This is a genomic window from Streptomyces pinistramenti (assembly GCF_020564935.1).
GTDB lineage: Bacteria > Actinomycetota > Actinomycetes > Streptomycetales > Streptomycetaceae > Streptomyces > Streptomyces pinistramenti.
The window spans coordinates 61,935-75,238 of the sequence record NZ_JAJCXB010000023.1 but is presented as its reverse complement, the minus strand read 5'-3'; the positions used below and the strand labels follow the sequence as shown (position 1 = coordinate 75,238).

The 13,304-nt window shown below is 71.3% G+C and carries 16 protein-coding genes; 8 read left to right on the top strand and 8 right to left on the bottom strand.

Annotation, left to right across the window (positions count from 1 at the left end; translation table 11 throughout):
* The first annotated feature begins 160 nt into the window (after positions 1–160).
* Complete coding sequence (locus tag LIU39_RS18045; RefSeq protein WP_227047775.1) at positions 161–343, top strand: hypothetical protein; 183 nt, start codon at positions 161–163, stop codon at positions 341–343.
* Between the two features lie 205 nt (positions 344–548).
* Positions 549–806: a WhiB family transcriptional regulator gene (locus tag LIU39_RS18040; protein WP_227047774.1), complete on the top strand. Its 258-nt coding sequence runs from the start codon at positions 549–551 to the stop codon at positions 804–806.
* Between the two features lie 72 nt (positions 807–878).
* On the opposite strand, the gene LIU39_RS18035 is transcribed toward LIU39_RS18040, so the two are convergent.
* Entirely contained in the window at positions 879–1,388 is a 510-nt protein-coding gene (locus LIU39_RS18035; RefSeq protein WP_227047773.1) for a GNAT family N-acetyltransferase, read from the bottom strand.
* Between the two features lie 812 nt (positions 1,389–2,200).
* Here LIU39_RS18035 and LIU39_RS18030 point away from each other — a divergent pair.
* A complete protein-coding gene (locus tag LIU39_RS18030; RefSeq protein ID WP_227047772.1) occupies positions 2,201–3,337 on the top strand; it encodes a baeRF2 domain-containing protein in 1,137 nt (378 codons plus the stop codon).
* A 53-nt stretch (positions 3,338–3,390) separates the two neighbouring features.
* Here the strand turns inward: LIU39_RS18030 and LIU39_RS18025 are convergent, their stop codons facing one another.
* The 3 genes from LIU39_RS18025 to LIU39_RS18015 all read right to left on the bottom strand — a co-directional run bounded on the left by LIU39_RS18025 (position 3,391) and on the right by LIU39_RS18015 (position 6,685).
* On the bottom strand, positions 3,391–4,995 hold the full coding sequence (locus LIU39_RS18025; RefSeq protein ID WP_227047771.1) for a M48 family metalloprotease: 1,605 nt from the start codon (positions 4,993–4,995) through the stop codon (positions 3,391–3,393).
* Positions 4,992–5,516: a hypothetical protein gene (locus tag LIU39_RS18020; protein ID WP_227047770.1), complete on the bottom strand. Its 525-nt coding sequence runs from the start codon at positions 5,514–5,516 to the stop codon at positions 4,992–4,994. The genes LIU39_RS18025 and LIU39_RS18020 overlap by 4 nt, the downstream gene beginning before the upstream one ends.
* Before the next feature lie 215 nt (positions 5,517–5,731).
* Complete coding sequence (locus LIU39_RS18015) at positions 5,732–6,685, bottom strand: amidohydrolase family protein (protein WP_227047769.1); 954 nt, start codon at positions 6,683–6,685, stop codon at positions 5,732–5,734.
* A gap of 58 nt (positions 6,686–6,743) precedes the next feature.
* Here LIU39_RS18015 and LIU39_RS18010 point away from each other — a divergent pair, with 58 nt between their 5' ends.
* From LIU39_RS18010 to LIU39_RS17995, 4 genes are all read left to right on the top strand, one after another.
* Positions 6,744–7,241, top strand: coding sequence for a MarR family winged helix-turn-helix transcriptional regulator (locus LIU39_RS18010; protein WP_227047768.1), 498 nt, complete (start codon positions 6,744–6,746; stop codon positions 7,239–7,241).
* A 239-nt stretch (positions 7,242–7,480) separates the two neighbouring features.
* Positions 7,481–7,807 (top strand): plasmid stabilization protein, encoded by a 327-nt coding sequence (locus LIU39_RS18005; RefSeq protein ID WP_227047767.1) that lies wholly within the window; start codon positions 7,481–7,483, stop codon positions 7,805–7,807.
* 73 nt (positions 7,808–7,880) lie between these two features.
* Entirely contained in the window at positions 7,881–8,660 is a 780-nt protein-coding gene (locus tag LIU39_RS18000) for a VOC family protein (RefSeq protein ID WP_227047766.1), read from the top strand.
* Between the two features lie 224 nt (positions 8,661–8,884).
* Entirely contained in the window at positions 8,885–9,256 is a 372-nt protein-coding gene (locus tag LIU39_RS17995; protein WP_227047765.1) for a hypothetical protein, read from the top strand.
* 24 nt (positions 9,257–9,280) lie between these two features.
* On the opposite strand, the gene LIU39_RS17990 is transcribed toward LIU39_RS17995, so the two are convergent.
* Entirely contained in the window at positions 9,281–9,865 is a 585-nt protein-coding gene (locus LIU39_RS17990; RefSeq protein WP_227047764.1) for a phosphotransferase-like protein, read from the bottom strand.
* 128 nt (positions 9,866–9,993) lie between these two features.
* On the opposite strand from LIU39_RS17990, the gene LIU39_RS17985 reads away from it, so the two are divergent.
* Positions 9,994–10,611: a flavin reductase family protein gene (locus LIU39_RS17985; RefSeq protein ID WP_227047763.1), complete on the top strand. Its 618-nt coding sequence runs from the start codon at positions 9,994–9,996 to the stop codon at positions 10,609–10,611.
* A gap of 30 nt (positions 10,612–10,641) precedes the next feature.
* Here LIU39_RS17985 and LIU39_RS17980 read toward each other — a convergent pair whose 3' ends face one another.
* From LIU39_RS17980 to LIU39_RS17970, 3 genes are all read right to left on the bottom strand, one after another.
* The gene (locus tag LIU39_RS17980; RefSeq protein WP_227047762.1) at positions 10,642–10,899 is read right to left on the bottom strand and encodes a DUF2277 domain-containing protein; all 258 of its coding nucleotides are present in this window, start codon (positions 10,897–10,899) and stop codon (positions 10,642–10,644) included.
* A gap of 115 nt (positions 10,900–11,014) precedes the next feature.
* Positions 11,015–11,617: an alpha-ketoglutarate-dependent dioxygenase AlkB family protein gene (locus LIU39_RS17975; protein WP_227047808.1), complete on the bottom strand. Its 603-nt coding sequence runs from the start codon at positions 11,615–11,617 to the stop codon at positions 11,015–11,017.
* Between the two features lie 373 nt (positions 11,618–11,990).
* A complete protein-coding gene (locus LIU39_RS17970; RefSeq protein ID WP_227047807.1) occupies positions 11,991–13,142 on the bottom strand; it encodes a serine hydrolase domain-containing protein in 1,152 nt (383 codons plus the stop codon).
* Positions 13,143–13,304: the final 162 nt, after the last annotated feature.

The window sequence follows — 13,304 nt, the reverse complement described above, 5'->3', positions numbered from 1 at the left end:
AAGCAGTCAGGCGGCCTGCGGGCGTGACCTCGGATGCGTGGAACACGCGAAGAGGAGCCCGGCCCCGACCCGGTTTCTGAGGCCACTGGTCGGGAGGGCTCCTCGCGCGGTGCACCACCCGGGCAAGCCGACGAAGACCAGCGATCAGGAGGAAACACCCGTGAACGACCGTATCCCGCGCCCTCACAAGCTGTCCACGACACCCGCCCGGCTTCTGCGCAAGCGCCGCCGGACGATGGAACGTACCCGTCCGCTGTGGCACGACCTGCTGCGCGGCGCCGCGTACGCGGCGGGCGGGAGCATCGTCACGCTGCTCACGTCGTGGATGCAGACCTGGCATTGACGTCCTGGACGAGATTCGCCGCGGCGCCCGGCGTCCCCGCGCCGTGGCGGACGGATTGCCCGTGTCTCGTGCACCGCATGCATGGCGGCCGTTCTGCGGGGCACGCGCGTACGGCACGCAGTGGAGAGCGGAGGCCGACGTACACGGTGGCCAACTCCCAGAAATGATCTTCGACCGCGCGTGTCCGCGGAGAATGGAGGCCCGCATGAACTGGCGCCAGGAAGCCGCCTGCCGCGAAGAAGACCCCGAGCTGTTCTTCCCCATCGGCAGCGCGGGACCGGCCCTCCTGCAGATCGAGGAGGCGAAGGCCGTCTGCCGCCACTGCCCCGTCAGGGACCGGTGCCTGCAATGGGCGCTCGACTCCCGTCAGGAACACGGGGTCTGGGGCGGCACGAGTGAAGAGGAACGCCGCGCCATGAAGCGCCGCGCGGCCCGTATGCGGGCGCGCAAGGTGTCCGTATAAGACCCGGCTGAGGCACGGCACCGACGGTGCGGCCGGCCCGGGGCAGGAGCCCCGGGGCCGGCCGCCGTGCGGTCAGATACCGAAGGCGGCGGGGTACTGGATGGTGCCTGTCGGGGTGGGGCGAGCCGGGTTCAGGGCGAGGGCCATCATCGCCTCGTCCGGTACGTCGATGGGTGCGCGGATGCCGAAACGGGACGCGGGGATGAAGCCGAACCTCGGGTAGTACGTGCCGTGTCCGAGGACGAGCACGGTGTTTTCGCCCAGGGAACGGGCCGCCTCCAACGCGGCGCGGATGGCGGCGGAGCCGGCGCCCTGACCCTGGTGGGCGGGCAGGACCGCGCACGGCGCGAGCGTGAGGGCGGGCCGGCCGTCGACGTGGCAGCGGGTGAGCAGGGCGTGCCCGACGAGGGTGCCGTCGGGGGCCTCGGCGACCATGGACAGGCCGTCGAGCCACGCCTGCGGGTCGGCACGCAGGGCGTCGACGATGCCGGCTTCCTCGGCGGTGGGGAAGGCTGCGAGGTTGATCGCGCGGATGGCCGGGATGTCGGCGGTGGTCTCGGGGCGGGCGGTCCAGGTGGGCATGGTGATTCCGTTCGTGTGCGCGTGACGGCGGGTGGCGCGCTGAGGGCGGGGCGAGAGGGCGAAGGCGTGCGCGCACGCCTCACGAAAGCGGTCGGGAAAGGCAGAAGAGAAGAAAGGCGGCGGCAACGGAGAGACCCTTTGGGCAGGGGCCCCGATGAGAGCACGGAACTCGCCGGCCGCGGGCGCATGTCCGGACAGCGGCGGGGAACGTCGGATCAGACCGGGGCCCGGGACGTGAGGATGGTCCGGGCGCTGCGGACAGCAGCGGCCTCTACGACAGTCATCAACTCACCTCCCGCTTCCGGTCCCGCGCAGCCGGCGGTGTTGCCGCTGCGGGGAGTCATGGTAGCTGCGGGGCACAGACGTGCTCAACCACTATCGGAGACGTGGGAACGATGTGCGAAATGCTCTCCGTGCGCCCCGCTGCTACCGTGACTCCGCACTTCGAAGCCGCCTTCCGGAACGGGCCCGCGCACTTGCACCCGCTGCCACGGCTTGCGTCAACTGGCAGTTAGTGCTTGACGTATGTCCGGGATTTATCGGGAATCCGCCTGGATTCGGTCGCGCCGGGCGGAGAGCGGATCGCGGGCGTATTGTGGCTCCGTGGGTCTTCGTCTTGTGCATGCCGCCTCCAGCAGCGGGAATGAGCCCAACAATCCCGAATGAATGCTTCTGAACAGGGCCCGCGGCTGATGTGGCTCTCGCGGCCCGGCCGGTTCCATGAAAACGCTACGCATCCGCCGGATAAATCCTCAGCACCCCGTAAGAATCCTCCGTGCGAATCCTCAGCATGAATACGAGGAGGCAGTGCCATGCGACTCTCGCTCCTGCGGCCCGTCATCGATCGGCCCGGCCCATGGATATCCGTGTATGCCGACGCCTCTTACCGCGCGGAGGATGCGGCCGGGCAGCAGGAGTTGTCGGCGAAGGCCGTCACGGACCGTCTGTTCGAGCTGGGTGCGGACGAGGCCACGTGCGGTGCGGTGCACGAGGCGCTGGTCACTCCGGCGAGAGGGGAATCGGCCGCGAACCGTGGCCGGGCGCTGTTCGCCGCCAACGGTGAGGTGGTGCTCGACCAACGGCTTCCCGGGCGGCCCACCGGACCGTTCGCCACCTGGTCGCACCTGCCCCGCCTGACACCGCTGCTCGAAGCCTTCGGAGACGACCCCGTCTGCCTCGTCGTGCACGTCGACCGGACCGGCGCCGACTTCGTGGTGCGTGACGACCACGGGAACCGGGATGCAGGCCATGCGGCGGGCGGCGACCGGCCGGTCCGTCGCACGTCCACGGCGGACTGGTCCGAGCGGCGCTTCCGGACGAAGACGGAGAACACCTGGGAGCGGAACGCGGGCGAGATCGCCGCCGCGGCCGGTGCGGCGTTCGAAAGCTGCGGGGCGGAGATCATGCTGCTGACCGGCGACGCAGGCGAGCGCCGCGCGGTGTTCGGCAAGCTCCCCGAACCGCTCCGTGCCGTGACCTACGAAACCGATCACGGCGGGCGCGGGCCGGGAGCGGAGAGCGAGCGGGTGGTGCGGGACATCGCCCAGGTGCGGGCGGCCCGCGAACAGGAGCACGTCGAGGAGGTGCTGGGGCGCTTCAAGGCGGGCGCAGGGCCCGAGGGAAGCGCGGCCCCCAACGTGGTGGCCGGTGTTGCCTCTCTCGTCGACGCGGCGCGGGAGCACCGGATCGACACGCTGCTCATCAGCCCGGACGGTGCGGACGTGGGCCGCGAGGTCTGGGTGGGGTCACGGGCCGACCAACTGGCCGTACACGGTTCGGAGTTGCGGCGTCTGGGCGAGGTGCATCCGGCCCCGGCACGGGCCGACGATGCGCTGGTGTGCTCGGCGGTGGCGAACGGTGCGGAGGCCGTGGTCGTCCACGATGCCACGCAGGCGCCGGCCGGCGGACTCGGCGCCCTGCTGCGCTGGACGGAGCCCACGCAGGGCTGACGCGTGCGGAACCCGCCACCCCGGTGTGCGCCCCGCGGATTCCCGTAACCGGGCTATTCCCGCAGGTCCGCACGGGCCTTCGCCGACGGTCCCAGCCTGTGCCGGGACCACAGGACGAGCGGGACACCCCACGCGACGAGCACCACCGTCGTCATGACCGGCCCCGGGCCGAAGATCCTCACGACCGAGGCGGCCACGTCACGTTCCGGAGCGGGGGACAAGCAGGTGAACTCCGGCCCCGAGCAGCTCAGCAGCACACCGCGCAGAGCAACGGCCCACGTCCAGAGCACGACGAACAGCCATCCGCCGACCACGCAGGCAGCGGGCACGGCCGCCCTGAGAAACCGCGGAATCCGTTCCGCGTACGGATCAACTCGGTACCAGAGGCTGCCCAGTAGCGTGAGCCACCCGCACAGCAGCAGCATGCCGCCGACGAGCGCGGCGAGCGCAGACGGAGCCAGTGGGAAACCGGAGATGCCCTCGCCGGAGCCCCTTGTGTATACGGCGACCCAGGTGCCGACGACGATCCCGGCCGCCGCGAGCACGGCGGTGGACACGGTCCGCACCACAGTGGTGGTGCCCGCGTACCAGTGGTGACGCCACAGTGTGAACGCCAAGAACACGGTCAGGCCCATCCCGACGAGCATCCCGCACAGAAACGGGGTGAACAGCTTGTCGCGCGGACCGTAGAACCTCATCAGCATGTCCTGGAACGTCGCCAGCAGCACACCGGCCGTGGTCGCGCCGAGAAACACCACGCCGGGCGAGGACGCCAGGATCCGTCCCGGCACCTCCAGCACGTCGAGCCGTTCGCTGCCCATCGGGTGGTGGCGCAGCCAGGACCGCAGCTTCACCGCCGTCCCGCTGTGTGCGGCGCGCAGGGCGGCCACCAGTCCTTCCCGGTCCGCCAGCCCGGCATGCAGGTCCGCGTGATGCTCACGGAACCGCAGGTACGCGCGCGCGATCAGCTCGCCGAGCAGGACCACGAGGAGGATCCGCACCAAGGTGGGGGCGCCGCCCAACTCGTCGGGCTGGAGCGTCCACGTGAACGTGGTGAAGAGGCCGGCGTAGAGATTCGACCAGCGCAGTGCCGTCATGACGGCGTAGGACTGCAGGTCCGTGCCGTGCAGGTGGGCAAGCTCGTGCCGCACCACCGCCTCGAAGATCCGGCGCGAAGCTGCGTCCTTGCCGCTGAGCGCCAGCAGCTCAGGCCCGAGCATCAGGCGCGGCAGCCCTCCGATCCGGCCGGTGACATACGCGCCCGCTCTCAGCGCGGGATCCACCATCACCGTCGGCTCGCGCCACAGTCCCGCTTCCTGAACCAGCCGACGAATGGCTTCGGTCCCGGCCGAGAACGGTGCCTCGGTCAACGGCGTGGAGCGCTGAATCCTTCGCCAGGCCACGAACTGATATGCCGTCAGGCCCGGAACGAGTACCACCATCAGGTGCTTGCACGTGCCGGTGAACACCGCCAAGGCATCCCGAGGGCAGTGGGTGAACTGGCCGATGGGGCAGTCCATCGGGGCTTCCAGAGTGGCCAGCCACAGGGAGAAGAACAGGTCTCCGGTCAGCACGGTGGCGGCAAGCAGTCCGAGCAGCAGCGCGAGATCGGACGGAAAGGCCCGGATGTCGAGACCCGGTGCGCGACGGGTGGTCATGGCGCCGGCTCCTGACTGCCGTCGGCCCGCAGCAGCACCAGCTCGCCGACCACGGCGTCGGCAAGAACCCCCGCCGCGACCGCATCCATTCCGAGCTGCTCCGCCTTGGCCTGCACCGACGTGTGCACGGCGCGCAACTGCCCCTCGCTCAGCGCCTCGACGGGCACCTCCACGGCTTCGCCGTTCCGGCGCCGGCGCCACAATCCGTCCAGCAATGCCTTCGTCAGGCGCATCCCACGGCCCTTGATCTCTTCCGCCGCGCCTCCCGCCAGCGCGGTGACCGCCCAGCCGGTGACCACGACAACCACCGGCGTGACAGCCCCTGATACCTCGCTGAGCCCACTCCCCAGCGGCCTGTCCCGCGCCGCCCTTCGCGCGCCCCGCCGGGAGTCCCCGAGGTAAGGCCCCGCGAGCAGCGGAAACGCCGCCAGTTCGTCGGGCGCAACCCGCGCCACGACGCGACGCGCGAGCCTGTCGTGCAAAACGAGGGCGCTGCGGCCCTCTGCGTTCTCGGACTTCATGACGTCAACCGCTCCCCCTCGCCCGACGGTTGACGCCGATGCTCCCACCGGAAGGCCCCCGTGAGGTCACCTTTCGCGATTTCCCTCTCACGAAAGGTGACGGGGTGGGCGGGGCGGCCCAGCTGCGTACGGGGGTAACCATCGGTGCGTCAGCGACGCGGACTCGGCCCGGTGAGCCCTGGCCACGTCAGGGCGCCGCGTCCGCCGGCCGGTGCTCAGCTGGCGAAGCGGGGGAAGAGGGCTGCGGCGCTGTCGCGGTTGATCGCCTCGGCCTGGCCGGGGGTGAAGTCGGGATAGGTCTCCAGGAAGTGGTTGTGGTAGCTGCCGACGTCCTGCGGGGCGAAGGGCCAGTCGCTGCCGTAGAGGACGTGGCCCGGCTCGGCGAACGCCAGCAGTGAAGGCAGCGCGCTGGGGCCGGCGGCCAGCGCGGTGTCGAAGTAGAACCGCTTGAGGTCGTGGAGGACGTCATCGGCCGTGCGGCCGGGGTCGATCACGGTCGAGGTCAGGCCGGAGAACCGGTAGGCCGCGTACGGCAGGAAGCCGCCGCCGTGCGACAGGATGACCCGCACCTTCGGATACCGGCTCAGCACGCCGTTGAGCAGCATGTTCACGGCGGTGCGGGTGGTGTCGAAGACGTAATCGGCGAGCGGCGCCGGGGTGCCGGGAAGCAGCGCCATCGGGGGCTGCGCGGGGTGCACGAACACCACCGCATCGCGCCGGTCCAGCTCGGCCCAGAGCGGCTCGAAATCCGGGTCTCCGAGGTAGCGGCCCCGAGTGTTGGACATGAGCACCACACCATCGGTGCCCAGGGTGTCCAGCGCGTACGCCGCCTCCTCCAGGGCGCCGTCCACGTCCGGCAGCGGAACGGAGGCGAAGGAGCCGATCCGGTCGGGATGGTCCTTGGCCATTTCGGCGCCGTACTCGTTGACGGCGCGGGCCAGGGCGCGGGCCTCGGCGTCCGCGCCGCCGAGGTGTACGCCGGGCGCGGTGACGGACAGGATGCCGGCGGCGATGCCCTGCTCGTCCATCATCGCCAGCGCGTCGGCCGCGCTCCAGGCCGGGGCCGGGATCGCCCAGCCGCCGGAGTCCAGGCCGCGGGCCTCCAGGGCCGCCGCCCAGACCGGCGGGACGAGGTGCTGGTGAACATCGATGCGTGCGGGGAAGTTCATTTCAGTTGCCTACCTATAGGTTAGCTTCCTAATGATTTCATTGAGTAAGCTAACCGTCATGGAGGAAAGAGACAACGGCGCCCCGGACGTGAGCACGGGGCCGGACGCATCCGCGGCATCGGCCGCCGGAGTGGAGGAGCTGGCACAGGCCGCCGACGCCCTCTTCTATGCGATGCGGCGCGCCCGCTCGGTCGCCGGCCAGGCGGGTTCCGGCCTGACCCTGGCGCAGCTGGCCCTGCTCGACCCGCTGGCGACGGCGGACGAGCTGCCGGTCGGCCGGCTGGCCGCCGCCGCGGACGTCAGCGTCCCCACCGCCACCCGGATGCTCCAGCAACTGGAGGGCAAGGGGAGCGTGCACCGGCAACGCTCGCCCACCGACGAACGCCGGGTCCTGGTCACCCTCACCGAAGAAGGCCGCCGCCAACTCGCCGCCGTACGTGCCCGGTTGCGCGAACGCCAGACCCGTACCCTCAGCCACATCCCGCCCGACGAGCGCGCTCGCCTCACCCGCCAACTGCACGGCCTGGCCGACGCGATCACAGCCCTGGACGCCTGACGGAAACGGGACGCGTTCCGCCTTCCGGCGGGGTGCGCCAAGCCCTCCCGTCGCGCCGGGCACCTGCTCGGCTGCCCCCGTGTCGCGGCCGGCGGACTTTCGGCGTGAAGTGGTGGGGGAGCGGCAGTGGCCCAGGGCGGCCCGTCTCCGCGTCCGGCTGCCCGGCCACGGGTACGCGCCGGACGGGGGGACGGGCCGCCCCGGCGCACGATCAGGAATCTTCAGGCGGGAGAAGTGCCATGCCGGCAGGTGCGAATGCGAAGCGCGAGCGCCAGTACGAGCACGTCAAGGAGAGCGCCGAACAGCGGGGTGAATCGGTGGGACGGGCCAAGGAGATCGCGGCGCGCACCGTGAACAAGGAGCGGGCCCGCTCGGGGGAGGCGAAGGAGCCGGGCAGGGTCTCCACCCGCGACCCGAAGTCCGCGTCGCAGCGCGGCGGGGAGCGTTCCCACAGTGGTGCGCAGGGGCCCACGAAGGACCAGCTGTACGAGGAGGCCAGGAAGAAGAACGTCGAAGGCCGCTCGAAGATGAACAAGCAGCAGCTGCGCAGGGCCCTCGACCGCTGACCGGTCCCGGCCGCCCGGGACGCGGAGCGGCGCCCCGGGCGATCCGGCCGGACGGAAACAGGAGGCTGACGCCATGCCGACCGCGGAGTATGTCACTCCCGTGCCGGGCGCTCCGTGCTGGGTGAGCCTGACGGCTCGCGATCTCCGCAGCGCGCAGGACTTCTACGGTCAGGTGCTCGGCTGGAGCTTCCGGCCGGGCAGCCTGGGCGACGACTTCACCGTCGCGCTCGCCGACGGGCAGCCGGTGGCGGGCCTGGCCGCCGTCGCGCCGACATGGCACCTGCCGGTCGTCTGGACCCCGTACTTCGCCGTCGACAGCGCCGACGACACCGCGGCCCGGATCAGGGAACGCGGCGCCACGGTCGCTGTCGGCCCGCTCCGCCTCGGACACGGGCGCGTGGCCTTGGCGGCCGACCGCGACGGCGCCAACTTCGGCTTCTGGGAGGGACACACCCCCGCCTGGTCCGTCGGCCACGGCAGCGCGCCTCCCCTTCTGGAACTGCGCACCCGCGACGCCTTCGACGCGGCGATCTTCTACGCAGAGGTCTTCGGCTGGGCATCCGCCCGTCCCGGCGGCTGCGACGTCACGTACGCGGACGAGGATGTCGTGGTGAGCGTCAACGGCCGGACGGTCGCCACGCTGCGGGGCGGCGGAGTCGAGGCCGCCCCCGACCCGCACGTGCGCCCGCAGTGGCACATCCACTTTCACGTCACCGACGTCGAACGGACGGCGGCGGCCGCGGCCGCCGCGGGCGGCTTCGTGCTGCCCCTGCCGCCAAGCGTCGGCACGTCCGGCGCGCAGGCGGTCATCCGCGATCCGGACGGGGGACTGTTCACGGTCTCCACCCCGTAACCGGCCGGAACGAGCGAAGCCGGGGCGGGGGCCCGCCGGTCGTCCACAGCACGCATGGACGGTGCGCGCAAGCCGCCGCGGGCCGTTCGAGTGGCTGCCGGGCGCTGACGGGTCCAGGCTGAGAACTACGAGGTCCAAGACCTACAGGAGGGCTATGCGCCATCCACTCTCCTATCTCCCCCTTCGCCTTTCGTCTTCGCTTTTCGTCAGCTTCGGAGCACGTCATGATCGTGATTCTCGGTCTCATCCTGCTGGTCGCCGCGATCGTCGTCGGGGTAGCCGCCATCATCACGAACGTCGGCGCCGCGCACGAACTCACCCAGGCGTTCAAGGTGTTCGGCTACCACGCGACCGGCACGACCGGCGCGCTGTTCCTCTTCGGCGTGATCGTCGGCGCGGTGGCCATCCTGGGGCTGAGCATGCTGCTGGCCGGTATGCACAGGACGCCTCGCCGTGAACGGCACATTGCGCGGCGCGGCCTTGCGGAGCCCCGTCAGGAGCCCGCCGCGGTGCGCCGCGATGACGAGGCGCCGCCGGTCGAGGCCCGCCACCACCGCCGCCCGCACCTCTTCGGACACCGAGCCGCCCACCGGTAGCGGCATTCCGTGCAGGCGACCCGGTCAGCGACGTGGCGGTAGCGCCGCCGCGATGCGCTGCGCGCGTTCCCGGGGATCGAGCGCGGCGGAGTCGATGACGAGATCGAAGTCGTCCGGGACGCATACGTCGAGGTGGCCCCTGCTGAGGCCGCGGAACCTCTCGGGGAAGCGCGCCGCTTCTCTGGCCTCCAGCACCGCCAAGGGAGCGGTGAGGTGCACCCACATCACGTCGTGGCCCTGAAGAGCACGCTGCCAGGCCGGAATGACTCCGGCGTCGACCGGCATCTCGTCGACGATGACGTTGTTTCCCTCCCGCAGCAGGGCATCCACCGCCCCGCGCAGGCCGGCCAGCATCTGTGCACCGACCGCGCCGTAGCCGATCCGCAGGCGCGCGCCGCCGTCCCGCGGATCGGTGTCCCGGAGGTAGGAGAACCCCTCGGCGCTCGCCGTCCCCTCGCTCGTCCAGCGGTGCGGCAGCATGCCGAAGAAGGTGTCCAGGCCCGGAACGAGGAAGGCGTCCGGAAGAATCTCCTGGAGCTGCGCGGCCGTTGAGCTCTTGCCCGCTCCGGACGTCCCCGCGAGGACGATCGCCCGTCCCGGTGCAGTCATGCCGGCTTTCCCTTCCTTCGCTGTACCGGTGGCCGGTCCGTACCGACCGCTCCGGTGTGGCCCCTCATGCCGTGCGGTACCGGATGCCACCGTAGGGGCTCCGCCCGTGCGCATGGATACTGATCATCATGCGCACCGACTTCGACCCTGCTGCCATGCCCCGCAACGATTTCTACCGCCTCCTGACCGCGGTGGTGGTGCCGCGCCCCATCGCCTGGGTCTCCACCCTCGGCCCGGAGGGGACCGCGAATCTCGCGCCGCACTCCTTCTTCACCGTCGCCAGTGTCGCCCCGCCCGTCGTCCAGTTCACGTCCGTGGGCCGTAAGGACTCGTTGCGGAACGTGGAGGCCACCGGACAGTTCGTGGTCAACTTCGCGCCGGAGGAAATGTTCGAGCAGATCAACGACACGGGCACCGACTTCCCGCACGGCGTGAGCGAGTTCGACGCGGCCGGGATCGCCTCCGAGCCCAGCCTGCGGGTCAAGCCGCCGCGGGTGGCGGCCTCGCCGGTGGCGCTGGAGTGCGAGTTGCACAGCACGGTCGGTATCGGCGACTCCACTCTCGTACTCGGTCGCGTGGTGCATGCGTCCGTGGCCGATGACGTGCTGGTCGACGGGCACGCGGAGATCACCAGGCTGCGACCGCTGAGCCGGCTGGGCAAGGACGAGTGGGGCACTCTCGGCGAGATCCGGGAGATCACGCGCATCCGGCACGCGGACTGGCGGGGGCCTGCGGGCGGTCGGTGAGGGCGGAGGCGCCCCGCTCCGGGCGACGGCTCAACGGCGCGTGGGCGCGCCGCGGCTGCCGGCCGGGGCCGGGGGAGCGGCTGCCCCGCGGACCTGGAGGCCGTCGAGGAGTTCCTGGGTGGCGGCCGCGACGGCCTCCACGGCCCGCTCGAACACGGCATGGTTGTGGGCGGCCGGGGCGCGGAACCCGGACACCTTGCGCACGTACTGCAAGGCCGCGGCCCGGATGTCCTCGTCGGTGACGTCGGGGGTGGCGGGTGGGCGGAGCGTCTTGATGCTGCGGCACATGTGTCCAGTCTGCCGCTACGGGCCGGACGGAACAGCCGGTCCGGTGGGATGCGTGGCGTGAGGCGCCGACGGCGGGAACGGCCGAGGGGGGTGGGGCGGCCGGTGCCCGAGACGCTCAGGTGAGGCCGGTGACACGCATGGTGACATTGAGGCGGCCATGGGTGAGGCCGCAGGCCGGGTCGCAGGTGCCCGGGTGGACCTTGGGCACTCCGTGGTACGCGAACCGGGAAGGTCCGCCGAAGACGAAGAGGTCACCGGACCTCAGCTCGACGTCGGTGTACGGCTTGGTGCGCGTCTCCGTGTTGCCGAACCGGAAGACGCAGGTGTCGCCGATGCTCAGCGACACCACCGGTGCCGCTGAGCGTTCCTCCTTGTCCTGATGCATCCCGAGCTTGGCCTGGCCGTCGTAGAAGTTGATCAGCGCGGTATCGGGCGTGTAGCCGTCCCCCGCCGACGGATCCTCGTACGCGGCGACCAGCGCGCGACGCCCCCACTCGGCCAGCCAGTCCGGGAACTCCGGCACCCGCGCGCCGTTGACATCATCGGCGGTACGCGTATAGGCGTACGGCTGCCAGTGCCAGCCGATGCAGGCGGTCTGGACCGACATCACGCCGCCACGGGGCAGCCTGGTGTGCCGGATGGGCACCGGACCGGTCGCCCAGCCACGGCAGGCGGTGACGAGCTGCCGCTGCTCTTCCGGGGACAGCCAGCCCGGCATGTGGACGGCACCCGGCGCGAGGATCTGCCGGGCCGGCCGGGAGGGCGCGGCGGAGCGTCCGCCGACCGGCCCGTTGGTGGAGTCGCCATCGGGGCCGCCCAGGTCTTCGAAGCCGGGAAGCGGCGTGCTCATCGATCGGTACCTCGGCTGTGCAGGTGGGTGGGGTGGAGCGGGAGGGTTGTCCATGGGTGGCGTCCCTTTCAGCGTGTCACGTTCGCCGGACCATGCACCTCCCGCCCGTTACGTCTTCGATTCTCCGCTACCGGGCGCCATCGGACCGGCGGAAAACCGACCTCACGGGGACACCCGGACCGGGATCGGCCCGCGGCAGCCGCCGGATCACCACACGAGACGCCCCCAGACAGCCGTCAGATCACGCCTCGCCCAGGCACCGCCGTACCGCCGCCACCAACCGAGTGGCCCGAGGATCGCCGTGCCCGATCATCTTGTTGGCGACGTAGGCGAAACCAACCCCGTGCGCGTCGTCCCCGAAGCAGAACTGCCCGCCGGCGCCGTCGTTTCCGAGACTGCGCGGGCCGAGCAGAGGGTGGAACGCGGAGTCGAGCAGGAAGCCCGATCCCCAGCGCGTGCCCATGTCGAAGCCCGACCACGAGGCGCCGGACGACAGTTCCCGCGTCGCATCGGTGACGGTGTCGGTATCGAGGAGCGGCGCCTGCCCGTCCACTCCGGTGAGCGTCGCCGCGTAGACCGTCGCCAGGCCGCGCGCCGATGCCACCGCCCCGGCGCCGGGCAGCTCCGCCCGCAGCAGGGCAGGGTCGTTCCAGCCGTGCGGCTCGTCGAGGCCGGGGAAGGCGAGGGCGCCGTTCATCGTCACGATGCGCATGACCAGTGACGCGGCGTCGGGCATGGCGGGCCGGCCGTCGGCCTCCACGAGCCGGGCCAGCCGGCCGGTCTCGTCCTCCGGCAGGCCGATCCAGCACTGCGCCCCCAGCGCGTCGCCGACGGTGTCCCGGAAGTACTTGCCGGGCGTGAGCCCGGTGATCCGGCGGATCACCTCGCCGACGAGGAACCCGAAGACGTGACCGTGGTACTCGTACGCCTCGCCCGGCTCCCAGTAGGGCTTCTGCTCCTCGACGGCACGGATCACCGGGGTCCATCCGGCGACGTCGTCGAAGCTGAGCGCGCCGTCGAGAGCGGGCAGACCCGCCCGGTGCCCGAGCACCATCCGCGTCGTGATGTGCTCCTTGCCGGCCTGGGCGAATTCCGGCCAGTAGCGGCGCACCGGAGCGTCGAGGTCCAACAGCCCGCGCTGCGCGAGGAGATGGGCGCAGATGCTGACGATGCCCTTGGCGCAGGAGAAGACCGGGACGACGGTGTCCTCCTGCCACGGCCTGCCCGTCCGCCGGTCCGCGACGCCGCCCCACAGGTCCACGACCTTGCGCCCCCGGACGAACACCGTTACTGCCGCGCCGAGTTCACCGAAATCCGCGAAGTTCCTGGCGAACTCGTCCGCCACGGCCCCGAATCGCTCGTCCGCCCCACCGTTGTGATCCACCGCTCGCATCTCTCCCGTGCCCGCATCCATCTCGTGGCTGTACCCGGGCCGGGACCGAACGCCCCGACGCCGGCGTGTCACGGTACGTGACCCGTGCCCCGTCCACGAGCGGTTTTCCGCGTCCCGAGCCGCCCTACGGACGGCCGTCGCCGGGGCTCGGCCACGGAGAGT